The sequence below is a fragment of the Vibrio sp. Vb1980 genome (assembly GCF_033338615.1).
In the GTDB taxonomy this organism is placed as follows: Bacteria; Pseudomonadota; Gammaproteobacteria; order Enterobacterales; family Vibrionaceae; genus Vibrio; species Vibrio alginolyticus.
In genome coordinates this window covers 159,150-184,004 of the sequence record NZ_JAWOSZ010000008.1, presented here as the reverse complement: position 1 = coordinate 184,004, position 24,855 = coordinate 159,150, and the positions used below count along the sequence as shown (strand labels likewise).

Genomic DNA, 24,855 nt, shown 5'->3' with positions numbered 1-24,855 from the left:
TCCTTGCCGAAAATTATGCTTCTTCGCCGAACCAACAGATGTTACGTGCGGCCATAATTAGCTCACCTGCACGTTCTTCGGTCAGGCCTTCGATACCTTCTAAATCGTCAATACCTTGGTCAGCAAGATCTTCCAGTGTCGCTACACCTTTCGCTGCCAATTTAAATGCCATCTCACGCTCAAGACCTTCAAGTGCAAGTAGGTCCTCAGCTGGTTCTAGACCTTCAAAAGACTCTTCTTGTGCTAGTGCGATCGTCGTTAGTGCATCTTTTGCACGTCCACGAAGCTCTTCGATTAGTTCTTCATTCAAACCATCGATTTCTAGTAGCTCGTTAACTGGCACGTATGCGATTTCTTCTAGCGTTGAGAAACCTTCTTCAACAAGAAGTTGAGCGAAGTCTTCTTCAATATCTAGGTACTTCATGAAGTTTTCAATAGATGCTTGTGATTCTTCAGCGTGTTTCTTCTGAAGATCAGCAACTGTCATAACATTCAGTTCCCAACCGGTTAGTTGAGATGCTAGACGCACGTTTTGACCGTTACGACCAATAGCTTGCGCTAGGTTGTCAGCTTCAACTGCGATGTCCATTGAGTGTGCATCCTCATCAACGATGATAGATGCAACATCAGCTGGCGCCATTGCGTTGATAACGAATTGAGCTGGGTTATCATCCCAAAGAACGATATCGATACGCTCCCCACCAAGTTCGCCAGAAACAGCTTGTACACGTGCACCACGCATACCAACACACGCACCTACAGGGTCGATACGTTTGTCATTTGTTTTGACAGCGATCTTAGCGCGAGAACCAGGATCACGTGCTGCGCCTTTAAGCTCGATAATATCTTCTGCGATTTCAGGCACTTCAACACGGAACAGTTCTGCCAACATTTCTGGCTTAGAACGAGTGATGAACAATTGGAAACCACGTGCTTCAGGCGCGACTTTGTAAAGAAGGCCACGTACGCGGTCGCCTGGACGGAAGTTTTCACGAGGAAGTTGGTCATCACGCAGGATTACCGCTTCAGCGTTATTACCAAGATCAAGCACGATTGTGTCACGGTTTACTTTTTTCACGACACCAGTGATTAGATCACCTTCATTGTCGATGAACTGTTCAACGATTTGTGCGCGCTCAGCTTCACGAACTTTTTGAACGATAACTTGCTTAGCAGTTTGAGTCGTAATTCGGTCAAACGTTACTGATTCGATTTCGTCTTCTACGTAGTCGCCAAGCTCGATTGAGTCATCTTCGTATTGCGCTGCTTCTAGTGAGATCTCTTTTGTAGGGTTCTCAACGTCATCAACAACTAACCAACGGCGGTAAGTTACAAATTCACCGGTTTTACGGTCAATGGCAACACGTACGTCGATTTCGATTTCGTATTTTTTCTTTGTAGAAGTTGCTAGAGCAATCTCAAGAGCCTCAAAGATACGCTCACGAGGTACCGCTTTTTCGTTCGATACCGCTTCTGCTACCGCTAAAATTTCTTTACTCATTATATTTAGCCTCTAAGCTTAAACTTTTTTAGGGAACTAAAATTTAGGGATCAGGTTAGCTTTGGAAATGTTACTTAGAGCAAACTCTTCTTGCTGACCGTCTACAGTAATTGTCACTGTTTCGCCATCAACACCGTGGATAATACCTTTCCACTTACGACGGTTTGCTACAGCCATTTTCAATACGATGCTGACCTCGTGACCAATAAATTGCTCGTAATGTGCTGCTTTAAAAAGTGGTCTTTCTAAACCTGGAGAAGACACTTCTAGGCTGTAAGCAACAGAAATTGGATCTTCAACGTCTAAAACTGCACTAACTTGGTGGCTAACTTCTGCACAGTCGTCTACGTTAATACCATTTTCATGGTCAATGTAGATACGTAACGTTGAGTGCGCGCCTGCACGAATGAATTCTAATCCAACTAACTCATAACCTGATGCCGCTACTGGCGCGTCAAGCATTTCAGTAAGTTGTCTTTCTAAACCAGTCATTTAACCACTCCAGAAACAAAAAAAGGGCTCAGAGCCCAATCAAAAAACCAAGCAGTATCTGAGCTATTTCAAAAAGCTCAGATAACAAAAAACCCCGATAGTCGGGGTTTTATGCTGCTGGACCCTGATACGTTAAGAATAGCCAACAATTGCTTTTCTTAACTCGTAGTGTGGTTAGCACTACGCAAACTTGCCAATCTACGATTTCCTTTTAAAGAAAGAGATTGGTTGCGGGGGCCGGATTTGAACCGACGACCTTCGGGTTATGAGCCCGACGAGCTACCAAGCTGCTCCACCCCGCGTCCGACTTGCTGAGCATTATACTCGCAAACAAGTGATTTACAAGTTTGTAAATACATGGTGCCGAGAGAGGGACTCGAACCCTCACACCTAAGGCACTAGCACCTCATGCTAGCGTGTCTACCAATTTCACCATCTCGGCATCAAAACCTTACAGCTTATTGAGGAATTTCATCACCCGCAGGGGCAGGAACTTCACTCGCTGCATCCTTAACTTGTTCAACAACTGGTTGACCTAACGTTGGGTCTACCCATTGTGATTCAGTCTGGTGCGTAGACATACGACCAAGTAACAAGCTAACGATAAAGAATACGGTTGCTAAAATAGCAGTTGTTCGGGTTAAGAAATTACCTGAGCCGCCAGCACCAAACACTGTGTTTGAAGCACCAGCACCGAACGAGGCTCCCATATCTGCGCCTTTACCTTGTTGAATCAACACAAGGCCAATCACACCAAGCGCTGCCAACAGGTAAATCACAAGTAGAACTGAAAACATTTTTTCCACCTATGTTCCAAATTGTTGAGCCAGCGCCGTTCAAAAGAATAAATCATAATGAACAAGGCTAGCGACCTCCTAACGGGAGGCGGAGCAATACTAGCGAAAGCCAGTAACGCTGACAAGGGAAAATTAGTAAAAAATCAATGCCAATGCGTTAAGCGCTCAAAAAAAGGGCAAAAGATGCCCTTTTCATTCAAGACATGCTTTAACGCAATGATTAACAACTTGCTTTAACAGCCTCAGCGATTTTCAATGCTGAGTGTTGAACTAGTTCACCATCTTCGCCTTCCACCATAACGCGGATCAAAGGCTCAGTGCCAGACTTACGCAGCAGTACACGCCCTTTATCACCAAGTGTCGCCTCTACTTCAGCGACAGCGTTTAATACAGCTGTAGCTTCAAGAGGGTTACTTTCTCCTGAGAAACGGACATTTTCTAAAACCTGAGGATATAATGTCATTCCTTGCGATAGTTCATATAAAGACATATCGCTGCCAATTACAGAAGCAAGTACTTGAAGTGCAGCAACAATCGCATCGCCGGTTGTGACTTTATCTAATAAGATCACATGGCCTGAGTTTTCAGCACCAATTTTCCAACCTTTTTCTAGCAGTTGCTCCATGACATAACGGTCACCAACAGCAGCACGTACAAACGGAATGCCTAGCTGCTTTAAACCATTTTCCATACCCAAGTTAGTCATTAGTGTACCAACAACACCACCCTTTAGCTCACCACGACGAAGTGCATCACGAGCGATGATATAAGCAATTTGGTCACCATCAACTTTGTTACCTAGGTGGTCGACCATAATGATGCGGTCACCATCACCATCAAATGCGAGACCAAGATGCGCTTGCTCTTCAACAACACGCTGTTGAAGAGCTCGTACGTCTGTTGCGCCCACTTTTTCATTAATGTTGATGCCGTTAGGCTCTACGCCCATAGCGATAACTTCTGCCCCAAGTTCTTTGAAAACATTTGGAGCGATGTGGTACGTTGCACCGTGCGCACAGTCTACTACGATCTTAAAGTTCGCAAGGCTCAACTCAGATGGGAAAGTACTCTTACAGAATTCGATGTAACGACCAGCTGCATCATTTAGGCGGGTTGCTTTACCAAGCTCAGCAGACTCCACACATTCAATTTCTTTATCTAACTCAGCTTCGATCGCCAATTCGATATCGTCAGGTAGCTTAGTACCCTCAGAAGAAAAGAATTTAATGCCGTTGTCGTAATATGGGTTATGTGATGCAGAAATCACAATACCAGCCTCGGCACGGAAAGTCTGAGTTAAATATGCCACAGCTGGAGTTGGCATGGGACCAGTAAATGTTGCTTTAAGTCCCGCAGCTGCAAGGCCAGCCTCTAGTGCAGATTCAAGCATATAACCTGAAATACGTGTATCTTTACCTATGATAACTTTCTTTGTGCCTTGTTTCGCTAGTACACGACCAGCAGCCCAGCCAAGCTTAAGTACGAAGTCTGGAGTGATTGGGTATTGTCCTACTTTACCGCGCACACCGTCAGTACCAAAGTAACGTCTTTCATTCGACATAAACTTTCCTTTATTATTTTTAAATATTGTTTTTCGTCATCTCAACAACTTTCATCGCTTCGATTGTCTCTTCAAAGTCATGCACGCGAATGATCTGCGCGCCTTTCATCGCGGCAATCGTAGCACAAACGACACTTGCGTTCGTACACTCTGCCGCTGGCTTGTCTAACAGTTTGAAGATCATGGATTTACGAGACATGCCAGCCAAAATAGGCAGGCCGAATTCATGAAACTTTTCAAGATGAGCAAGCATATGATAATTGTGTTCGATTGTTTTGCCAAAGCCAAACCCAGGATCGAGAATCAGTTGAGATTTATCAATCCCTGCTGCTTCACACGCCGCGATACGCTCTTCTAGAAAAGCCGACACGTCCCCCATTAAATCATCATAATGAGGGTCAACTTGCATGGTCCTAGGCTGACCTTTCATATGCATCAGACAAATTGGAAGGTTTGCTTCTGCTGCGACTTCCAGAGCACCTGGCTCTTGCAGCGAGCGGATGTCATTGATCAAATCAGCCCCAGCATCAATTGCTTGACGCATCACTTCTGCTTTACTGGTGTCAACGGAAATCCACACATCATACTTTTCACGAATGGCTTTGATTACTGGGACAACACGCCTAAGCTCTTCTTCCAAAGACACATCCGGTGCACCAGGTCTTGTCGATTCACCACCAACATCAACAATACTTACACCAGCCTTTATCATTTTATCAACTTGAGCAAGAGCAAGTTCAATTGAGTTGTATTTACCGCCATCCGAAAAGGAATCCGGTGTCACATTTAGAATGGCAATGACATGTGGACGCGAAAGGTCCAAAGATTTGTTATTTGCTGTAATCATCATCATAAACACAAAAACCCCGAGATAACTCGGGGTTTAATATTATCGATACTCTTTATTCAGAGTCTTTCTTTTCAGGCGCTTCGTTAGAAGTTGTTTCAGAAGAGCTAGGCTGTTCTGCATCTTTCGCAGTCTCCGTTGCTTCTTCTTTAACTTCTTGCTTTGCTTGAGGCTTGTCGCTGTCTTCTGGTTTGCTTGCTGAGTTATCACTCCAGCCCGCAGGCTCACGAATTTCAGCTTTGCGCTCCATTAAGTCATCAATCTGGCGAGCATCAATGGTTTCATACTTCATCAGCGCATCTTTCATCGCATGCATGATATCCATGTTCTCTTGAAGAATCTTCTTCGCACGATCGTAGTTGCGGTCAATGATCTGACGAACTTCGTCATCAATCAACTTCGCTGTATCGTCAGACACATGTTTAGTCTGAGTTACACTACGTCCTAAGAACACTTCGCCTTCATCTTCTGCATACAGCAGAGGGCCAAGCTTTTCAGAGAAACCCCATTGAGTAACCATCTTACGAGCAATATCTGTTGCGCGCTCGATATCATTAGAAGCACCGGTTGATACTTTGTCAGCACCGTAGATAAGTTCTTCTGCTAAACGACCACCGTACAAGCTAGAAATCATTGATTCTAGGTGTTGGCGAGACATACTCACGCGGTCCTGCTCTGGAAGGTACATTGTTACACCCAACGCACGACCACGTGGAATGATAGACACTTTGTACACTGGATCGTGTTCAGGAACCAAGCGACCAACAATCGCGTGACCCGCTTCGTGGTATGCGGTTGACTCTTTAACTTCCTCAGACATCACCATTGAACGGCGCTCAGCACCCATCATGATTTTGTCTTTCGCCAGTTCAAACTCAACCATAGAAACGTTGCGCTTGTTACCGCGCGCAGCAAACAGGGCTGCTTCGTTAACTAAGTTTGCTAGGTCAGCACCAGAGAAGCCTGGAGTACCACGCGCGATGAGAGAAGGCTCTACATCACCCGCTAGAGGGACCTTACGCATGTGAACTTTTAGGATCTGTTCACGGCCACGTACATCTGGAAGACCAACTACCACTTGACGGTCAAAACGACCAGGACGCAGTAGCGCAGGGTCTAGCACGTCCGGACGGTTAGTCGCAGCGATAACGATAATACCTTCGTTACCTTCGAAACCATCCATCTCAACGAGCATTTGGTTTAGTGTTTGTTCACGTTCATCATGACCACCACCAACACCTGCGCCACGTTGACGACCTACCGCATCGATCTCATCGATAAAGATGATACAAGGTGCAGCTTTCTTTGCTTGTTCAAACATGTCACGCACACGAGATGCACCAACACCAACGAACATTTCTACGAAATCAGAACCAGAGATAGTAAAGAATGGTACTTTCGCCTCACCGGCAATGGCTTTCGCTAGAAGCGTTTTACCCGTACCAGGAGGACCAACCATTAGAACACCCGTTGGAATCTTACCGCCCAGTTTTTGGAAGCGGCTTGGATCGCGTAGGTAGTCCACCAGTTCTTTCACGTCTTCTTTTGCTTCGTCACAACCAGCAACGTCAGCAAAAGTTGTCTTGATTTGTTCTTCGCTCATCATTCGAGCTTTACTCTTACCAAAAGACATGGCGCCTTTACCACCGCCGCCTTGCATTTGACGCATGAAGAAAATCCATACACCAATTAGTAAGATCATTGGGAACCAAGAGATGAAGATAGTACCAAGCAAGCTTTGCTCTTCTGGAGGCGTGCCTTGTACTTTCACGTTTTGGTTAATTAGGTCATCTAGAAGCTTTTGGTCATACACTGGCATGTAAGTGACCATTTTGGCACCGCCGCCACGACGAACAAAGCTAATTTCACCGTCTTTAAAAGTTGCTTCTTGAATCTGGCCTTGGCCAACTTCCTGTACAAACGTGGTGTAATCCACGGTTCTGCCATTGCTTTCTCCAGGGCCAAAGCTCTGGAATACCGACATCAATACGACGGCGATAACAAGCCACAGAATTAAATTTTTTGCCATGTCACTCAAGGTGTAAGCCTCTCGATAACTAATTGTAATTAAAGGTAGGGTACTACAGTTCATTAACTGTAGCTATAGTGTTAACACGCTCTCAAGAGAGCAAAATGGTTAACCTTTGTAACCAGTGGCTACGACGAAGACCTCTCGAGAGCGAGCTCGCGATGAGTCTGGTTTTCTAATTTTTACGGCTTTAAACATGTCTCGGACTTCTTTCACATACTGATCGAAGCCTTCCCCTTGGAAAACCTTTACGACAAAGCTACCATTAGGCGCTAGAACTTGTCGACACATATCTAAAGCTAATTCAACTAAATACATAGCGCGAGGTTGATCAACAGAATTGTTTCCCGCGATGTTAGGCGCCATATCAGACATTACTACGTCTACCATGGAAGGTTGGATCCTTTCTAGCAAAGCTTCCAATACCGCATCATCACGAAAGTCGCCTTGTAAAAAGCTAACGCCAGCAATCGGGTCCATAGGAAGCAAGTCACACGCGATGATCTGACCACTGTCCCCTACTATCTTAGCAGCATATTGAGACCATCCGCCCGGCGCAGCCCCCAAGTCGACGACTGTCATTCCAGGCTTTAACAATTTATCTTTCGTTTGAATCTCATCGATCTTGAAATAAGCACGTGAGCGGTAGCCTTTTTTTCGGGCTTCATTCGCGTATTTATCATCAAAGTGTTCTTTCAACCAACGACCAGAACTAGCCGAATGTTTTTGTTTACTCATTTTAATCCCAACAAGGCACAAATTGGAGCTATTGTTTTAATAGGCGCTACCTATTACTCAATAAATTATAGTCTTCAGCAATAGATGGCGTTAAAATAGCTTTTTTCAACCCTTATTTTAAAGAAAATTGGCCGCGTAATGAACCTAAGCACCAAACAAAAGCAGCACCTTAAAGGCCTAGCTCACAGTTTAAAACCTGTTGTGCTAATGGGCGCAAATGGACTTACAGAAGCCGTGCTAGCAGAAATTGAAATCGCTCTTAACCATCACGAACTTATCAAAGTAAAAGTTGCTTCGGAAGATCGTGAAACAAAACAGCTAATCATCGACGCTATCGTACGTGAGACGGGCGCTGAAAAAGTTCAGACTATTGGTAAAGTGCTTGTGCTATACCGCCAGTCTGAAGAGCGTAAAATCGAAATCCCTCGTAAGTAACTCTACTTACGTTGCTGAAGAAAAAAGGTCGCCTGAGGCGACCTTTTTGCGTTTTATCAGAGTAGTAATGCTACTCCAGACGACTTAGATATATTCTACTCGGTCAATTTCGAAGTCTTTCGCGCCACCCGGAGTTTGAATAGCAACTTCATCGCCTTCCATCTTACCAATCAGGCCACGAGCAATAGGTGAGCTCACTGAAATGCGACCTGCTTTGATATCGGCTTCGTCATCACCAACGATTTGGTACGTTTTTTCTTCTTCGGTGTCGATATCAATCAAGGTTACGGTTGAACCAAAAATAACTTTACCCGTGTTCTCCATCTTCGTTACATCAATAACTTGAGCAACTGACAGTTTGTATTCAATGTCACGGATTTGTGCTTCACAAATGCCCTGCTCTTCACGAGCGGCGTGATATTCAGCATTCTCTTTTAAATCACCTAGCTCACGAGCTTCAGCAATTGCCTCTGAGATCTGAGGACGTAGTTTAAGTAGACGATCGAGTTCTGCACGTAGCTTTTGCTCGCCACGTAGTGTCATTGGAACTTTTTCCATTTTATAACCTCAAGCCCAAATGGGTCTTTGGACAAAAAAAGCCCACCCTGTCATAGGACTGGGTAGTGCGCTTAAAGATGTATTTCGTTTAGTGTAAACAAACTCCCGGACGAAATCATCTTAATTCGAAAGACAGCAAGACTATGCCTTTTCGGCATAATGATATAACTCACTTTTAGAGCGGTTCTAGGGCGAATCACCTTCTCAATTTATTGAAAAACAACACTGTTCATTACACCAAAAACCTCAAAAAAGATAAAAACTAATCAATGTCAGGCCAATGTCATTGCCAATAATTTCAATCAAAAACAGTAATTTAAATAAAAACAACGCACAATTGAACAGTGTTCATCAGTGGGATTTATATCATTTTACTAACTCATACGGAAACTTTAGCAGTAAAACATGTCCAGCGAGTTGTTAGATCAATGGCTTACAAGTGCGAACTATATCGCTCAATTAGCCAATTTTGGACCAACAACTTGTGAGAGATCACCTCTCCCCCATACAACAATGATTATGGACAGCTAACTAGGACAAATAAGATGAAAAAGACTCTAATTGCTCTTTCTGTATCTGCAGCAGCTATGGCAACTGGCGTAAACGCAGCTGAACTTTACAACCAAGACGGTACTTCTCTAGAAATGGGCGGCCGTGCTGAAGCACGTCTATCTATGAAAGATGGCGACGCTCAAGACAAATCTCGCATCCGTCTAAACTTCCTTGGTAAACAAGAAATCAATGACAACCTATACGGTGTTGGTTTCTGGGAAGGTGAGTTTGAGACTGCTCAAAACGGTACTGTAGACGGCGACGACAAGAGCGATCTAGAAACTCGTCTTGCTTACGCTGGTCTTGGCGGTGCTTACGGTGAGTTCGCATACGGTAAAACTGAAGGTGCACTAGGCGTTATCACTGACTTCACAGATATCATGGCTTACCACGGTAACTCTGCAGCAGACAAACTAGCTGTATCAGACCGTACAGACAACATGATGGCTTACAAAGGCCAGTTTGAAAACCTAAGCGTAAAAGCAAGCTACCGCTTCGCTGATCGTATGGAAAACAAAAACACTGGTGAGTACTACGACAACAAACAAGACGGTTACTCTCTATCTGCAATCTACGCTCTAGCTGACACTGGTCTTGAGCTAGGTGCTGGTTACGCAGATCAAGACAAAGCTAACGAGTACATGCTAGCTGCATCTTACACAATGTCTGATCTTTACTTCGCTGGTGTATTCACTGACGGCGAGAAAATGGAAGATTCAAACAACAGTAACACAGTTGATTACACTGGTTACGAGCTAGCGGGTGCTTACACTCTAGGCCAAACAGTATTTACAACATCATACAACAATGCAGAAACTAACAACGAAACTTCTGCAAACAACTTCGCTGTTGATGCTTCTTACTACTTCAAGCCTAACTTCCGTGGTTACATTTCTTACAACTTCAACCTGATTGATGCAGGTGACAAGTTTGGTTCAACTGACACGAGCAAAACAGTTGCAACTAAGATCGATGCTGAAGACGAGCTAGCTCTAGGTCTACGTTACGACTTCTAATTCCGGTCTTTGACTAGAATATCGAATGCCCGCTTTAAGCGGGCATTTTTTATACTTCATTTTAAGCAGCGCGCCTTTCTCTCGTGTCTCATTCATGAAGACATTTGAAGCATTTCTTTAGTTACCTAGCATATTGAAAGGACTTGCGTATACTCAATCACATAACTCACCTTAGAAAGTATCATTATGCGTTTACGTTGGCCCTTGCTCATATTCTCTTCATTACTTTCTGCTTTTTCACAAGCGTACCCTCATCAAGAGGTGTTGCCTGAAGGCGCCCGCATCAGTTTAGTTGCGGAAAAACTCAGTGAAAATGCTGAGCTTGACGGTGTTCATCCTACCGAACAACTGTTCCCACCAGCGAGTACATTAAAAATCGTCACCGCATTAGCCGCAAAGCTAGAACTGGGTGATAATTTCCGGTTTCGAACCAAGCTGGAAACGTCGAACTCAGATACAGTGATTTACTTTGTCGGCGACCCAACACTCCAAACCAACGACTTAAAATCACTTCTCACTTTAGCTAAGAAAAATGGCTTAAAACGGATTAACGGTGACCTATGGCTCGATAACAGCGCATTCACTGGTTATAACCGTGCGGTGGGCTGGCCGTGGGATGTCTTGGGAGTTTGCTACAGCGCTCCGGCATCGACCATCACACTCAATAACAACTGTGTACAAGCCTCTATCTATACACAAAAAGATGGTGGAACGCGGGTCTACGTACCAGAGCATCAACCTATTCGTGTCACAAGTACCGTAGAAACAGTTTCTAAAACCATTAAGAAAAGTCGTCATTGTGACTTAGGTTTAGTTGCAAATCCCGATAACAACTACAAGCTAACAGGGTGCTTGGTTGAAAGAGACAAACCATTGCCACTGAAATTTGCGGTTCAAGACCCTGAGCGTTACACCAGTCAAAGGTTGGCGGCTTTGCTCAAGGAGCTCAACATTGGGGTATCGGGAAAGATTAGGGTCGGTACGGCGCCAGAAAAGCAGCGAAAGCTCATCGCAATGCATCAATCAAAAGCCTTACCAGACATTCTCGAAGATATGCTCAAAAACTCTGACAACTTAATTGCCGACACATTAACCAAAACACTTGGCGCTAAATTTTTCGTTCAGCCAGGCAGTTTTACTAACGGGACAGAAGCGATCAAGCAGATCATTTTCGCCAACACTGGTATTGATATTCGTAATGCGCGCCTAGAAGACGGCTCAGGACTTTCGCGAAATAACCGGATCTCCGCGACCAAGATGGCTGAAATGCTGCGCTATATTTGGAAGCATGAAAACGAACTCAAATTGATTGCCATCATGCCGAAATCAGGTGAATCCGGCACATTAAAGTACCGACAAAGTATGCGAAAACTTCCAATTAAAGGACAGCTGATCGCGAAAAGTGGCTCTATCTACGGGACTTACAATATGGCTGGATATGGCTTGGATAAAAATGGTCAACCTAACACCATTTTTGTTCAGTTTGTTTCAGACTACTTCCCAGAAAAACGGGACGACAACACACCTGTCATCGCCCCGATTACACATTTTGAGCAGCTTTTTTACAATGACATTGTGAACTTTAGTCAGGCAATACCTAAGAAATAGTTCACCACGTTAAAGTAAATCCACATTCCTGAAATATCGACGATAGACGCAAGAACTGGACTCACCAATACGGCCGGGTCCAACTTGCAAGCTCGTGCAATAATTGGCAACAGCCCGCCCAATGTTGTAGAAATGGTGACTTGAATGAACAGCGCAACTGCTATTGCCAGTGCGATATCGGTCAGTTCAAAGCCTCCTGTTGATTGTCCTGCACTAAATAACATAATGCGTCCAATCATCACGATAGCGATTGCTAGCGCAATAAATAGAGCGACTCGGCTCTCTTTCCACAAAACTTCTAACCATTGGCGTTTTTTTAACTCTCCAGTAGCAAGAGCACGAATCACCAAAGTTGCTGCTTGTGTTCCTGTGTTACCACCAGCAGCTGCAATCACTGGCATGTACACTGCAAGTAAAACAAGCTGACTAAGGGTGTCCTCATACTGAGCGATGATCAAGCCTGACACTATCCCTAAAAGAGCCAGTGCAATGATCCATCCAATACGCTGTTTTACATGCCCTAAAACACTAGTTGATAAATAACCATCGGGTGTATCAACTTCAGACATATGCAGACCCAGTTGGTGAGCATAATGACGTGCGCGTTTGTCATGACCTGCTTGCTCAAGTTGAGCAATAAGACTATTCACATAGCCGACAGAGCAATGCTGTAAAATACCTACAGCCTCATCAATCGGCATAACCGTAAGCAAATGGACTTGTTGCTCTTGCTCGTACTGCAAGAATGCATTGCGAGCTGCACCAATTTCTACTTCAGAAAAGTTTGGTGTTGTTTCAATAAAAGTGTTGTTCATTACCGTCATGGCGAATCTCCCGATTGGCATGGTAACGACCATCGACAAAGCATGAAAAGCCACTCTTGCACGCTAAAAGTCAGACAACAATTAAGATGCACAGAGAAAACCAATGCGAATGCACTGTCTATTCAGAATGTATGAAGGAAATAACGAGAAGAAAATTAGAAAAGATGCCTCACCACTTAGGTAAGGCGGAGATCGCCAATACCGAAGCGGGTTATTTCGCTCCCTTAATCTTACTCACCCAACGACTGGGAGGATGGTCGGTATTGTTCATGTAAATCTCCGATAGCGCTGCCATTATTGGCAGCGCAAGTATAGTAGCAAAGTTCATCAGGTATGGAAGTTTTACTTTGCCGTTTTTGCTAAATTTTCATACAAAAAAAGCGCCCTTCGGACGCTTTCATTTGCAGTCATTATGAATTACTGAATAGTAATACGAGCAAATTTACGTTTGCCTACTTGGAACACGTAAGTACCCGCTTCTGGAGCAAATTTGCTGTCCGCAATTTTTTCACCATCAATCTTCACAGCGCCCTGCTTAACCATGCGCATCGCATCTGACGATGATGGACATAAGCCTGCTTCTTTCAACAGATTACTCATTGGGCGACCTGCGTCAAAGTCAAACTCTGGCATTTCATCAGGAATTTGGTTCTTCGCAAAACGGTTTACGAATTCTTGCTCTGCTGCATCGGCATCGGCTTCACTGTGGAAACGAGCAATAATTTCTTTTGCTAGCAATACTTTGATGTCACGAGGGTTTTTGCCCGCTTCTACATCAGCTTTGAATTGAGCAATCTCTTCCAGAGGACGGAAAGAGAGCAGCTCGTAGTAGCTCCACATTAAGTCATCAGAAATAGACATGATTTTACCAAACATTTCGCTTGGCGCTTCGCTGATACCGATGTAGTTGTTTGCTGACTTAGACATCTTCTTCTCGCCATCAAGGCCCACTAGAAGCGGCATCATCAGTACAACCTGAGGTTTTTGACCGTGAGACTTTTGCAGTTCACGACCCATTAGAAGGTTGAACTTCTGGTCTGTACCACCTAATTCAACATCCGTTTCCATTGCTACTGAGTCCCAACCTTGTAGAAGTGGGTACATGAACTCATGAATAGCAATTGGCTGACCACCCGCGTAACGCTTTTTAAAGTCGTCACGCTCTAGCATACGAGCAACGGTTTGGTTTGCCGCAAGGCGAATCATACCTTCTGCGCCCAATTCAGACAGCCACTCAGAGTTAAACTGAATTTTAGTCTTTGCAGGATCGAGAATTTTGAACACTTGCTCTTTGTACGTTTCAGCGTTACGCAATACGTCTTCACGACTTAGCGGTGGACGAGTTGTGTTTTTACCTGTTGGGTCACCAACCATTGCAGTGAAGTCACCGATTAGGAACGTCACTTCATGACCTAGTTCTTGGAACAAGCGAAGCTTATTGAAAATAACCGTATGGCCTAGGTGAATGTCAGGTGCTGTTGGATCAGCGCCCAATTTAATACGTAGAGGACGGTCTTCTTTTAGTTTTGCGATTAGCTCTTCTTCTGGAATCAGCTCTTCAACACCGCGCTTAATCTCGGCTAGTGCAGCTTCAATGCTCGCCATTCTTGTTCACTCCCACAGATTTGGCAAAAATATAATAGTTGAACATATTACTTGAATAGCGATGCATTTTGAAACACGTTAGACTAGGTAGTTGTCACTTTTTCCGTTTAATTTAGCAATCAAGTACCTCATGCATTCGATTTTTGTCCGACTTCCACTCTTGCACAAAGTATTGATCGGTTTTTTTAGTGCGCTGATTATCTTCGCGCTCTTCTTTTTACCTGATCCGCAAGACCTAGACCCGCAGCAGAGCCGATTAAAAGTTGGTCAACATTATCCTGTGCCAGTTTCCCTCGAACTCAGTGCACTAAATAGTTCATCGCCTGCGGTTCCCGCCGTGCTGCGCTGGGAGACATACAAGGTAAAAAATGGCGAGAGTGCTGCCATCTTATTTAGTCGCGTAGGGCTTTCTGCTCGTCTATTACATGAACTGGTGTCATCAGACAAAGAAGTGGAAAAACAGTTAACTCGGCTTCGACCTGGTGACCGATTGCAATTTGGTTTTGACGAAAATAACGACTTGGTGCAGCTAAGAAGAACACTAAGCGCGTTCGAGACTTTTCGTATCACATTAAAAGACGGCAAGTACGTTTCTGAAGTTGATAAGAAAGAAGTCGACTTCCAGTACAACTACGCTGAAGCCACCATCAAATCAAACTTTTGGAATGCAGGAATATCTTCTGGATTAAATGGTAACCAAATCATGGAACTGGCTGGCATATTTGGTTGGGACATCGACTTTGCTTTAGATATTCGTAAAAACGACAGCTTCCGAGTACTTTACCAAGAGGAAGTGGTAGAAGGTGAAGTAATCGGCCGTGGAAAAATCATTGCTGCGATCTTTAAAAACCAAGGCGATACCTTTACCGCAATATTGGATCAGAAAAGTGGCAAGTATTACGACGAAAATGGGCGTGCAATGAAAAAAGCATTCTTACGCGCGCCGTTGGATTTCCGTCGAGTTTCGTCTAACTTCAACCCACGCCGCTTACATCCAGTGACGGGACGCGTTCGTCCTCATAGAGGCACGGACTATGCAGCACCAGTGGGCACCCCGATTTGGGCGGCTGGTGATGGTGTTGTTCAAAAATCGTCTTACAACAAATTTAATGGTAACTACGTTTTCATTAAACATAGTAATACTTACATTACCAAGTACCTGCACTTAACCAAACGTACTGTACGAGCTGGTCAACGCGTTAAGCAAGGCCAAACCATTGGTACGCTTGGCGGAACTGGCCGTGTAACTGGCCCTCACCTGCACTATGAGTTCCTTGTGAATGGTGTCCATAAAAACCCGCGCACGGTGAATTTGCCACAATCTAAATCCCTGACAGGCAAAGCGAGACAAACTTTCATGGCAAACGCGAAAATTAGCATGGACAAGCTTGAACGCTACAGCAAACTGCTAGCAATGAAGTAAGCCAGGTATTGAAAAGGGCAGCGAAGCTGCCCTTTTTGTTTTGTCGATATCATCACGATAAAGCTTACTGTTCGGAGTGATGCTCTCTCCCGAGCATCAGCAAACACGGGGTCAGAACTAACGTTAGCAAAGTCGCAAACGCCAAACCACCCGCAACAGCGGTCGCAAGCTGAGACCACCATTGAGTGCTTGGTGCGCCAAACTCCACTTTCTGATTAACTAAGTCGATGTTCATTTCTAACACCATTGGCAATAAGCCTAATATGGTGGTCACCGTCGTAAGTAAAACGGGTCTTAAACGCTGCACACCCGTACGCAAAATAGCCTCAGATTTTTCTAAGCCACGTTTACGCATCTGATTATAAGTATCGATTAAAACAATATTGTTGTTTACCACGATACCAGCCAACGCAATCACTCCAATTCCCGACATAATGATGCCAAATGGCTTTTGGAAAATAAGTAACCCGGCGAAGACACCAACGGTAGAAAACAGCACTGCACTAAGGATTAAGAAAGCTTGATAAAAGCTATTAAACTGCGTAATTAAAATCAAAGCCATCACACCAAGCGCGACAATAAAAGCATTTTGCAAGAATGCTGATGAGTTTTCCTGCTCTTCATTTTGACCCCGAATCTTATATTCAATGCCTTCCGGTAAGTCGAGCTGTTCCATTCCAGCGGCAATCTTAGGTAACTCAAGCGCCAAATTGTAACCTTCCACCATATCCGCTTTAATATTGATAACTCGATGACCGTCGACCCGACGAATAGTGTCTTGCTTATGATCTGGTTTGATTTGAGCAAAATTCGTAATCGGTACCAGACCAGCTGCCGTTTTCACTCTCAGTTGATCAAATCGACCTATGTCGCGCTTATCTTGCGGATAGCGCACCAAAATATCGACTTCTTCATCCGCATCATCGGGCAAATAATCGCCTATTTTCAAGCCGTTCGTAACAAACTGGACGGTATTCCCGACTAAAGTAGCATCCGCTGCAAAGCGAGAGGCGTCATCTCGCTGGATATCAATTTGCCAATCAATCCCTTCCTTATTAGTGGTATCACTCAAGTTGGTCAGTGCAGGATTACCATCAGCCCAATGTCGTACTTTTTTGGCCGCTTCATCTAACGCACTAACACTCAAGTTTCGTGATGATACTTCAATCACGAGATCATGCTCGACAGGCGGTCCTGCGTCCGGGAATTTATACTCAAGTTCAACACCATAAAAGCGATCTGTCGTCTCTTTTAGTTCCTCAATAATGGTTTTCACTTTGCGTCGATACTGCCAATCCACAGGCGTTATTTGAATCTGGCCAATCTCGTCCCCATTATCGCTAGATCCTGTGCGCGTGTAGACACTTTCAAACTCGTCATGACCGAGCATCACCTTCTCGATTTCGCGCATAACAACATCTTTTTCGTGAATAGACAAGTCACCATAAGAACGAACTTTAACGGTAAAAAAGGCAGGGGCCACCTCAGGGAAAAACTCTGCACCCAAGCCAGCTTTGTTGTAAGTGAAGCCGACACCTGCCGCTAGCAGTATCGCGCTGAGTAAGACCTTCCATGGATGACGAATCGCTACCGACAGAGTCTGGTAATAAAGCTTGGTAATGCCTGTCGCTTTTTCAAAGTTGCCGTTATGCAGCTCCACCATTTCTCGCTGAGCTTTCTGATTGACTACTTGAGGCTTGCCAATGATCCCGCCGATGACAGGAACGAACAATAAAGCCATCATCAGAGAAGCGGCCAAAGTAGCAATTAAAGTAAGTGGTAAGTACTTCATGAACTCACCAGTGATGTCTGGCCAGAAAAGTAACGGAGCAAACGCAGCCAATGTGGTTGCTGTAGATGCGGTAATAGGCCAGGCCATTCGCTTTGCGGCATCTCGATAGGCTTCTTTACGTGGCGTTCCTTCTTGCATGCGCCGATCTGCAAACTCTGTCACCACAATGGCACCATCCACCAACATGCCTACTGCCATAATTAAAGCAAACAGTACGACGATATTGACCGTCAGCCCAAATACCGATAACACCAACAACCCAGTCAAGAACGATCCTGGAATAGAAATCCCCACGAGAAGCGCGGTCCTAACCCCCAATATGGCAATAATGACGATAACTACGAGGATAATTGCGGATAAGATATTGTTTTGTAGATCACTGAGCATCAATTTGACATCGTCGGATTGATCCCAAGTGTATTTAACTTGCAAATTGTCGGGCCACTCAGCGCGCTTCTGTCCCTGAGCCAGTACTTCTTTTACCAGCTCAACCGTTTCAATGATGTTTTCCCCTGCCCGTTTTTTTACGTCCAAAACGATGGCAGATTCGCCATCTAAACGAGCAAAACTTTCAGGATCGCGAAATGCACGTCGTACTGTCGCCACATCGCCAAAAGTGATCACCTCTTTGCCATTCACCTTGATCGGTAGTTCAAGCACATCTTTCAGTGAATCAAAAACCGATGGGACTTTTACCGAAAAGCGTCCATACCCAGTATCGACAAACCCCGCAGCCACAACTCGGTTATTCAAGGCAATTAAATTATAGATATCCGCTTGATCGAGACCGTAGCTTTCCATCAATAGCGGATCGACAACTATTTCCACGATGTCTTCGCGATCCCCTGCGATTTCAACTTCAAGAACCTGACGGAAACTCTCCAAACGATCACGTAGCGTTCTGGCAATCTGTACAATGGTCCGCTCTGGTACGGTGCCATATAGAACAACAGTCAAAACAGGCTCTTCAGATGCAAACGTGACTTCATTTACCGTTGGCTCATCACTGTCCTCTGGTAATTTTGGCTTTGCAAGATCAACCGCATCACGCACATCTGCCATCGCTTTATCAAGATCCACTCCAACACTAAATTCCAGCGTCACCGAAGCATGACCTTCTGATGCCACAGAGGTCATCTCTTTTACGCCTTCAATAGAGCGCAACTCTTGCTCTATTGGGCGAACCAATAAACGCTCGGCATCGACAGGAGAAATGCCTTGATGTCCAACAGAAACATAAATAATCGGAATGGTAATATCAGGGCTCGATTCCTTGGGGATTGTGACGTAAGTAATGACACCAGCAATTAATATCATCACCAACAATGTCAGCATAGTGCGAGCGCGAGATAACGCAGCATCAATCAGAGTGTACATAAGTGCTCCTTACTGCTCACTAGCCGCTTCAACAACTACGTCATCAACTTTATTGGCCAGTACTTGATCACCATCTCGCACAAAACCTTGTCCCAGCACGATAATGTCTGCACGCTCTCCTAACCCAGAGAGCCACACACCATCATCCTCGGCCTTAACGAGTTGAATTGGAACAAACTCAACATACTCATTACGCAGTGTCTTGACACCTAAGTTACCTTCTTCATCTAGTGCTAACATGGCAGCCGTAATCTTTACTGCCAACACTTCACTCAAAGGCAGCTGTACTTCTGCGCTCATACCGGCAGGAATTCTTGCGTCTTGATTATCAATTTCGATTTCAATTGGAAATGTATTAGTAGAAGCAGAAGAAACACGTCCAATGTAGCGCACACGACCTTGATGATGCTGTTGGTTAATGGTTCTTACGTCGGCTTCTAGGCCTTCCTTAAGGTATTGTATATGCCGTTCACTGACATCGGCTTCAATCACTAAAGTATCCAAATCAATGACCGTCGCAATAGGATCGCCAATCCCGACAAAATCACCTAACTCAACAAAGTGGTGATCTACGATGCCATCAAATGGCGCTTTAACCTCAGTATTTCTTAAAGCCGTTTGCACGTTACTCAAATTCGCACGTGCATCTACCAACGCTGCTTGCGCTGTCGCGAATGCAACCTCACCTTGCAGTCCACGACTTTTTAGCGATTTAGCTGCATTAAACTCTTTCTCTTTAACCAACAGCATCGCCTGGGCCCGTTTAAGTTGAATGCCAAGGTCGCGCTTATCGATGTTTGCGATCACTTGTCCCTGTTTGACCGCTTGGCCTTTCTTTATGTTAAGACTGACTATTTTACCGGCAACTTCGGCGCCAAGACGCGCTTGACGATTGGGCGCCGTTCGTCCATACAATTCAATGGTTTTACTGGTAGGTTCGGCAAGAAAAGTATCAAACATCACCTTTGCAAGTGGTGTCGTGTTCGTGGATGTTGAAGAGTTAGGATGATCATCTTGTGCTTTGAGTTGGCCGATGGTTAGCCATGCAACAAGAAGTAAGACGAGGATAAGAGATACTAGCCAAGGGCGCTCGACAATTCGGCGTCCAAAAGAAAGTCCAGACATATAAAGTCCTTTTTATTATTTCTCTGCATATCTGCGAGCGTGTGCTTTACGTGACATCCTTCTACATAAAGCACAGGCAGCCATTAGCTGCCTGTTAGGTGTTAATTACACACTGAACGATGCACCACAACCACATGTTGTCGTTGCATTGGGGTTATTTACGAAGAAGCGCGCTCCTTCCAACCCTTCTGTGTAGTCAACAATACCGCCAACGAGATATTGCAGACTCATAGGGTCTACAACCAGTGTTACACCACTGTTTACGATTGTTGTATCGCCTTCGTTTACATTTTCATCAAAAGTAAAGCCGTATTGGAAGCCGCTGCAGCCGCCGCCAGTAATGTATACGCGCAGTTTCAATGCTGGGTTTTCTTCTTCAGCAATCAATGCTTTAACGCGAGATGCTGCTGCGTCAGAAAAAGATAATGGTACGTTTACTTCGCTCACGAAGACCTCTCTCACTCGTGTAATGCGTCAAGCCTGAAGCAAGACGTCAAATTTGTGCTAATTGAGACGATTATCCAATACCTGACAAACTCGTTCAAGTATTCGCCGCCGATTCTTTATAACAGATGCGGATATATAAGATTACACTGCGAAACAACACATAAATTAAGCAAAACGTTTCTAACTTGATTATAGCTAGGTACAATGCGCTCCACTTGGTCCGAGCAATCAAAAGAGGATAACCCCATGACCAAATCATCAGAGCTGTATCAAAAAGCTCAGCAAACCATCCCTGGCGGTGTCAATTCACCAGTTCGTGCATTCAACGGCGTTGGCGGCTCTCCGCTATTTATCGAACGAGCAGACGGTCCACTGATTTTTGATGCCGATGGTAAAGCGTATATTGATTACGTTGGCTCTTGGGGTCCAATGATTCTTGGCCACAACCACGCGGTTATCCGCGAAGCAGTAATTGATGCAGCGCAACGCGGTCTTAGCTTCGGTGCGCCAACAGAACTTGAAATCGCGATGGCAGAATTAGTTTCTGAGCTTGTTCCATCAATGGAGCAAGTCCGCATGGTAAGTTCTGGTACTGAAGCTACTATGAGCGCGATTCGCCTTGCACGTGGCTTCACCGGTCGCGATAAGATCATGAAATTTGAAGGTTGTTACCACGGCCACGCTGATAGCTTGCTAGTAAAAGCAGGTTCTGGTGCACTAACTCTAGGCCAACCAAGCTCTCCTGGCGTTCCTGCAGATTTTGCTAAACACACGCTAACAGCAACATTCAACGACCTAGATTCTGTACGCGAGCTATTTGCTGCTAACAAAGGCGAAATTGCTTGTATCATCGTTGAGCCAGTAGCAGGCAACATGAACTGTATTCCACCAGTGGAAGGCTTCCACGAAGGGCTACGTGAAATCTGTGATCAAGAAGGCGCGCTACTAATTTTTGATGAAGTAATGACAGGCTTCCGTGTTGCTCTAGGCGGCGCGCAAGCACACTACAACATCAAACCCGACCTAACGACACTGGGTAAAGTGATTGGTGGCGGTATGCCAGTAGGTGCTTTCGGTGGCCGTAAAGAAGTGATGCAATACGTTGCACCTACAGGCCCAGTTTACCAAGCTGGTACCCTTTCCGGTAACCCTGTCGCAATGGCAGCAGGCTACGCATGTTTGAACCTTCTAAAAGAAGAAGGCAACGAAAAGCGCCTAGCTTCTAAAACGAAACAACTTGCTGAAGGTTTTAAGTCTCTAGCAGAAAAACACGGTATTCCGCTAGTTGTTAACCAAGTGGGCGGTATGTTCGGCTTCTTCTTCACTGACCAAGAAAAAGTAACTTGCTACGAAGACGTAACGAAGTGCGATGTAGAACGCTTCAAGCGTTTCTTCCACTTAATGCTAAAACACGGTGTCTACCTTGCGCCATCTGCGTTTGAAGCGAGCTTTACTTCACTCGCTCATGGTTCAAAAGAGATTGATGCCACACTAGAAGCTGCTGACCGCTGTTTTGCTGTTCTTGCAGAAGAAGCGAAGTAATCGCTAAAAACGGCGATAACGCATTTAGAAAAGGACCGTAACGGTCCTTTTTTATTGCCAATTCAAAATAACCAATATCGCTAATACCCCAACGACAATGCCAAACCACGGTATTCGCTTAGCTTTTTTCTCGGTTTGACACTTTTTATCACCGTTGCAACAACCCATAGCTCATCTCTTGATTGATAACCGACTGATTTGTAGTCATTATAGCAAGGTACATCGCCCTGCTCTAATTCGGCATTGTCATAAGCTTGAAAGAGTTAAGAGTGCAAAGTAATAAAGGTTACACGCCATCATTGAAGGCATAAACCGTAAACGTCACCTGTAAGTTGGACTAATACCATGCCAAATAATGTAAAAATAACGTCGAGTCACCGAGTACTAATGGTTGCTTTACTCGCCGCTGCTTTTGCTTGCTACTTATTGGTTGAGCCATATATCAATTCAATTGTGATGGCTTTTATCATTTCTTTGCTCATGTTTCCGATACACGAATGGTTTGAGCAGAAAATTCCCAAGCACCCCAATATGGCGGCACTGCTGTCATGTGTCGTCTTGACGTTTATTATTGTTATCCCGCTTTTATTTGTGTTTGCCGCCATTGTTCAGCAAGGCTCTGTTTTCTCACAAAATACATATAATTGGGTTACCAATGGTGGCATCCAAGATATATTCCAACATCCTTTCGTTATCAAAGGCTTATCGATTGTTAATGAGTACTTACCTTTTGATAAAATCGAGCCCAAAGCCATTGCTGAGAAAATTGGTCAATTTGCCACATCGTTTGGCTCTAACTTAGTCGCTATCAGCGCAAAGATTTTAGGAGACGCAACCAACTTCCTAATGAACTTCTTCCTAATGCTGTTTGTGCTGTTTTTTCTGCTTCGTGACCACGACAAAATTATCTCTGCGATTCGTCATATCCTGCCACTCTCACGTAGCCAAGAAGACCGCATATTGACAGAGATAGAGCAAGTTTCTAAATCAGCCGTAATGGGCTCATTCATGACAGCGATTGCTCAAGGTCTGGCTGGCGGTATCGGTATGTGGCTCGCCGGCTTCCCTGGGTTATTTTGGGGAACAATGATGGGCTTTGCATCATTCATTCCAGTGGTAGGAACCGCACTAATCTGGATTCCTGCAGCAGCGTACTTGTTCTTAACAGGCGATATGACTTGGGCTATCTTCTTGACGGTGTGGAGTGTAGTTGTCGTTGGCTCTATAGATAACCTATTGCGTCCGTTGCTAATGCAAGGCAGCGCCGGCATGAATACCCTTATGATTTTCTTCTCATTACTGGGTGGTCTGCATCTGTTTGGTTTGATTGGTCTTATCTACGGCCCACTTATTTTTGCCGTGACCATGGTACTGTTTAATATCTACGAGGAAGAATTCAAAGACTTCCTTAACCAACAAGACAACAGCTAGTCACCGCTTAATCACTTCAAGCTTGGGGCAGATTGTGCGAAAATCTGCCCCAAATTATTTCTGATGAACCAAATTTATGTCTGCTTATATCGCTCCTAGCCAAATAGCTCAGCGCCAACTTGAATACTTCAACGGAAAACACGTTTTAGTCGCTGGTGAAGTTGAAGACCTATTTCCTCTTGAGTTAGTGGCTCATTGTGAGTCTGTTGAAGTGTTTACTTCCAACTATAGCTACTACCGCCAAATTCAAACCTCTGACAAAGTGAAAAGTCATTTTGGCTCTGTGTTTGATGTTGAAACAAAAGCAGACATGGTCCTTTTATACTGGCCAAAGGCAAAAGCTGAAGCAGAATACTTGCTGGCGATGTTGATGGCGAAACTGGGCATTAACACCGAAATCGTCATCGTTGGTGAAAACCGCTCCGGCATCAAGAGCATCGAGAAGATGTTCCAAGAATACGGCCCTGTGAACAAGTACGACTCTGCTCGTCGCTGCTCATTTTACTGGGGTAATTGCCTCAATGAACCAAAACCTTTCAACCAAGCAGATTGGTTTAAGTCTTACACTGTTACACTCGGTGAGCAGTCGCTAGCGGTTAAGAGCCTACCTGGCGTATTCAGCCATGGCGAGTTCGACTTAGGTAGCCGATTGCTGCTTGAAACCTTACCTAAGCTGTCGGGCAAAGTGCTCGACTTTGGTTGTGGTGCAGGTGTGCTCGGTGCGTTTATGGCGAAAGCGAATCCAGAGATCGCGATTGAGATGTGTGACATTAATGCTTATGCGATCACTTCTAGCCAAGCCACATTAGAAGCGAATGGTTTATCCGGACGCGTATTTGCATCAGATATATACTCGGATACCGCAAAAGACTACCGCTTTATTATCAGCAACCCGCCATTCCACAGTGGTTTAGACACAAATTACAACGCAGCGGAAACCTTGTTGGGTCAGGCACCACAATATCTAACCAAAGACGGCGAAATGGTGATTGTCGCGAATAGCTTCTTAAAATACCCACCAATTATCGAGCGGGCGTTTAATAATTGCGAGACGCTAAATAAGACCAATAAATTTTCTATCTACTACGCGAAAAAATCATAACTTCCCCCCGCGCAGGCACAAACCTGCGCGATTTTTTCTCATAAATTCAACAC

At 44.7% G+C, this 24,855-nt stretch carries 20 protein-coding genes and 2 tRNA genes; 7 read left to right on the top strand and 15 right to left on the bottom strand.

The window, feature by feature from the left end; all coding sequences use genetic code 11:
• Nucleotides 1-13: 13 nt before the first annotated feature.
• From nusA to rlmE, 9 genes are all read right to left on the bottom strand, one after another.
• Nucleotides 14-1,501, bottom strand: a complete 1,488-nt coding sequence (gene nusA, locus R7F64_RS14370; protein ID WP_005380084.1) for a transcription termination factor NusA — start codon at nt 1,499-1,501, stop codon at nt 14-16.
• A 36-nt stretch (nt 1,502-1,537) separates the two neighbouring features.
• A complete protein-coding gene (gene rimP, locus R7F64_RS14365) occupies nt 1,538-1,993 on the bottom strand; it encodes a ribosome maturation factor RimP (protein WP_005386424.1) in 456 nt (151 codons plus the stop codon).
• A 225-nt stretch (nt 1,994-2,218) separates the two neighbouring features.
• A tRNA-Met gene (locus R7F64_RS14360) sits at nt 2,219-2,295 on the bottom strand.
• Between the two features lie 56 nt (nt 2,296-2,351).
• Nucleotides 2,352-2,435, bottom strand: a tRNA-Leu gene (locus R7F64_RS14355).
• 16 nt (nt 2,436-2,451) lie between these two features.
• A complete protein-coding gene (gene secG, locus R7F64_RS14350; RefSeq protein WP_005380080.1) occupies nt 2,452-2,790 on the bottom strand; it encodes a preprotein translocase subunit SecG in 339 nt (112 codons plus the stop codon).
• A gap of 220 nt (nt 2,791-3,010) precedes the next feature.
• Nucleotides 3,011-4,351, bottom strand: a complete 1,341-nt coding sequence (glmM, locus tag R7F64_RS14345) for a phosphoglucosamine mutase (protein WP_005388992.1) — start codon at nt 4,349-4,351, stop codon at nt 3,011-3,013.
• Between the two features lie 19 nt (nt 4,352-4,370).
• Nucleotides 4,371-5,201 carry a dihydropteroate synthase gene (gene folP / locus R7F64_RS14340; protein ID WP_318071816.1) on the bottom strand — a complete coding sequence of 277 codons (831 nt, stop codon included), beginning with the start codon at nt 5,199-5,201 and terminating at the stop codon, nt 4,371-4,373.
• A 52-nt stretch (nt 5,202-5,253) separates the two neighbouring features.
• Nucleotides 5,254-7,227: an ATP-dependent zinc metalloprotease FtsH gene (gene ftsH / locus R7F64_RS14335; protein WP_017635895.1), complete on the bottom strand. Its 1,974-nt coding sequence runs from the start codon at nt 7,225-7,227 to the stop codon at nt 5,254-5,256.
• A gap of 108 nt (nt 7,228-7,335) precedes the next feature.
• Nucleotides 7,336-7,965 carry a 23S rRNA (uridine(2552)-2'-O)-methyltransferase RlmE gene (gene rlmE / locus R7F64_RS14330; RefSeq protein WP_005388985.1) on the bottom strand — a complete coding sequence of 210 codons (630 nt, stop codon included), beginning with the start codon at nt 7,963-7,965 and terminating at the stop codon, nt 7,336-7,338.
• Between the two features lie 138 nt (nt 7,966-8,103).
• On the opposite strand from rlmE, the gene yhbY reads away from it, so the two are divergent.
• Nucleotides 8,104-8,400: a ribosome assembly RNA-binding protein YhbY gene (gene yhbY / locus R7F64_RS14325; protein ID WP_005380066.1), complete on the top strand. Its 297-nt coding sequence runs from the start codon at nt 8,104-8,106 to the stop codon at nt 8,398-8,400.
• A gap of 84 nt (nt 8,401-8,484) precedes the next feature.
• Here yhbY and greA read toward each other — a convergent pair whose 3' ends face one another.
• Entirely contained in the window at nt 8,485-8,958 is a 474-nt protein-coding gene (greA, locus tag R7F64_RS14320) for a transcription elongation factor GreA (RefSeq protein WP_005380065.1), read from the bottom strand.
• Between the two features lie 545 nt (nt 8,959-9,503).
• On the opposite strand from greA, the gene R7F64_RS14315 reads away from it, so the two are divergent.
• On the top strand, nt 9,504-10,526 hold the full coding sequence (locus R7F64_RS14315; RefSeq protein WP_005380064.1) for a porin: 1,023 nt from the start codon (nt 9,504-9,506) through the stop codon (nt 10,524-10,526).
• A 186-nt stretch (nt 10,527-10,712) separates the two neighbouring features.
• Complete coding sequence (gene dacB / locus R7F64_RS14310; protein WP_318071812.1) at nt 10,713-12,134, top strand: serine-type D-Ala-D-Ala carboxypeptidase; 1,422 nt, start codon at nt 10,713-10,715, stop codon at nt 12,132-12,134.
• Here the strand turns inward: dacB and R7F64_RS14305 are convergent.
• Nucleotides 12,113-12,958: a magnesium transporter gene (locus R7F64_RS14305; protein ID WP_005380062.1), complete on the bottom strand. Its 846-nt coding sequence runs from the start codon at nt 12,956-12,958 to the stop codon at nt 12,113-12,115. The genes dacB and R7F64_RS14305 overlap by 22 nt on opposite strands.
• Nucleotides 12,959-13,375: 417 nt before the next feature.
• Nucleotides 13,376-14,563 carry a tyrosine--tRNA ligase gene (tyrS, locus tag R7F64_RS14300; RefSeq protein WP_318071811.1) on the bottom strand — a complete coding sequence of 396 codons (1,188 nt, stop codon included), beginning with the start codon at nt 14,561-14,563 and terminating at the stop codon, nt 13,376-13,378.
• A gap of 130 nt (nt 14,564-14,693) precedes the next feature.
• On the opposite strand from tyrS, the gene R7F64_RS14295 reads away from it, so the two are divergent.
• A complete protein-coding gene (locus tag R7F64_RS14295; RefSeq protein WP_005386530.1) occupies nt 14,694-15,986 on the top strand; it encodes a peptidoglycan DD-metalloendopeptidase family protein in 1,293 nt (430 codons plus the stop codon).
• Between the two features lie 64 nt (nt 15,987-16,050).
• Here R7F64_RS14295 and vmeK read toward each other — a convergent pair whose 3' ends face one another.
• The 3 genes from vmeK to erpA form a co-directional block, all read right to left on the bottom strand.
• On the bottom strand, nt 16,051-19,155 hold the full coding sequence (gene vmeK, locus R7F64_RS14290; RefSeq protein WP_318071810.1) for a multidrug efflux RND transporter permease subunit VmeK: 3,105 nt from the start codon (nt 19,153-19,155) through the stop codon (nt 16,051-16,053).
• Nucleotides 19,156-19,164: 9 nt separating this feature from the next.
• A complete protein-coding gene (locus R7F64_RS14285) occupies nt 19,165-20,280 on the bottom strand; it encodes an efflux RND transporter periplasmic adaptor subunit (RefSeq protein WP_005386537.1) in 1,116 nt (371 codons plus the stop codon).
• 105 nt (nt 20,281-20,385) lie between these two features.
• Nucleotides 20,386-20,727, bottom strand: coding sequence for an iron-sulfur cluster insertion protein ErpA (gene erpA / locus R7F64_RS14280; RefSeq protein ID WP_005380031.1), 342 nt, complete (start codon nt 20,725-20,727; stop codon nt 20,386-20,388).
• A gap of 246 nt (nt 20,728-20,973) precedes the next feature.
• Here erpA and hemL point away from each other — a divergent pair, with 246 nt between their 5' ends.
• The 3 genes from hemL (at nt 20,974) to rsmC (ending at nt 24,802) form a co-directional block, all read left to right on the top strand.
• Nucleotides 20,974-22,269: a glutamate-1-semialdehyde 2,1-aminomutase gene (hemL, locus tag R7F64_RS14275; protein WP_086047025.1), complete on the top strand. Its 1,296-nt coding sequence runs from the start codon at nt 20,974-20,976 to the stop codon at nt 22,267-22,269.
• Between the two features lie 345 nt (nt 22,270-22,614).
• Entirely contained in the window at nt 22,615-23,700 is a 1,086-nt protein-coding gene (locus R7F64_RS14270; RefSeq protein ID WP_025768201.1) for an AI-2E family transporter, read from the top strand.
• Between the two features lie 76 nt (nt 23,701-23,776).
• A complete protein-coding gene (gene rsmC / locus R7F64_RS14265) occupies nt 23,777-24,802 on the top strand; it encodes a 16S rRNA (guanine(1207)-N(2))-methyltransferase RsmC (protein WP_025768200.1) in 1,026 nt (341 codons plus the stop codon).
• Nucleotides 24,803-24,855: the final 53 nt, after the last annotated feature.

What these genes read in the sequence shown, in the direction of transcription:
- R7F64_RS14285 (WP_005386537.1), bottom strand. Translation starts at nt 20,280, where the DNA reads ATGTCTGGACTTTCTTTTGGACGCCGAATTGTCGAGCGCCCTTGGCTA.
- greA (WP_005380065.1), bottom strand. Translation starts at nt 8,958, where the DNA reads ATGGAAAAAGTTCCAATGACACTACGTGGCGAGCAAAAGCTACGTGCA.
- hemL (WP_086047025.1), top strand. Translation starts at nt 20,974, where the DNA reads ATGACCAAATCATCAGAGCTGTATCAAAAAGCTCAGCAAACCATCCCT.
- rimP (WP_005386424.1), bottom strand. Translation starts at nt 1,993, where the DNA reads ATGACTGGTTTAGAAAGACAACTTACTGAAATGCTTGACGCGCCAGTA.
- rlmE (WP_005388985.1), bottom strand. Translation starts at nt 7,965, where the DNA reads ATGAGTAAACAAAAACATTCGGCTAGTTCTGGTCGTTGGTTGAAAGAA.
- R7F64_RS14295 (WP_005386530.1), top strand. Translation starts at nt 14,694, where the DNA reads ATGCATTCGATTTTTGTCCGACTTCCACTCTTGCACAAAGTATTGATC.
- vmeK (WP_318071810.1), bottom strand. Translation starts at nt 19,155, where the DNA reads ATGTACACTCTGATTGATGCTGCGTTATCTCGCGCTCGCACTATGCTG.
- R7F64_RS14315 (WP_005380064.1), top strand. Translation starts at nt 9,504, where the DNA reads ATGAAAAAGACTCTAATTGCTCTTTCTGTATCTGCAGCAGCTATGGCA.
- R7F64_RS14305 (WP_005380062.1), bottom strand. Translation starts at nt 12,958, where the DNA reads ATGACGGTAATGAACAACACTTTTATTGAAACAACACCAAACTTTTCT.
- secG (WP_005380080.1), bottom strand. Translation starts at nt 2,790, where the DNA reads ATGTTTTCAGTTCTACTTGTGATTTACCTGTTGGCAGCGCTTGGTGTG.
- tyrS (WP_318071811.1), bottom strand. Translation starts at nt 14,563, where the DNA reads ATGGCGAGCATTGAAGCTGCACTAGCCGAGATTAAGCGCGGTGTTGAA.
- rsmC (WP_025768200.1), top strand. Translation starts at nt 23,777, where the DNA reads ATGTCTGCTTATATCGCTCCTAGCCAAATAGCTCAGCGCCAACTTGAA.
- nusA (WP_005380084.1), bottom strand. Translation starts at nt 1,501, where the DNA reads ATGAGTAAAGAAATTTTAGCGGTAGCAGAAGCGGTATCGAACGAAAAA.
- R7F64_RS14270 (WP_025768201.1), top strand. Translation starts at nt 22,615, where the DNA reads ATGCCAAATAATGTAAAAATAACGTCGAGTCACCGAGTACTAATGGTT.
- dacB (WP_318071812.1), top strand. Translation starts at nt 10,713, where the DNA reads ATGCGTTTACGTTGGCCCTTGCTCATATTCTCTTCATTACTTTCTGCT.
- ftsH (WP_017635895.1), bottom strand. Translation starts at nt 7,227, where the DNA reads ATGGCAAAAAATTTAATTCTGTGGCTTGTTATCGCCGTCGTATTGATG.
- glmM (WP_005388992.1), bottom strand. Translation starts at nt 4,351, where the DNA reads ATGTCGAATGAAAGACGTTACTTTGGTACTGACGGTGTGCGCGGTAAA.
- yhbY (WP_005380066.1), top strand. Translation starts at nt 8,104, where the DNA reads ATGAACCTAAGCACCAAACAAAAGCAGCACCTTAAAGGCCTAGCTCAC.
- folP (WP_318071816.1), bottom strand. Translation starts at nt 5,201, where the DNA reads ATGATGATTACAGCAAATAACAAATCTTTGGACCTTTCGCGTCCACAT.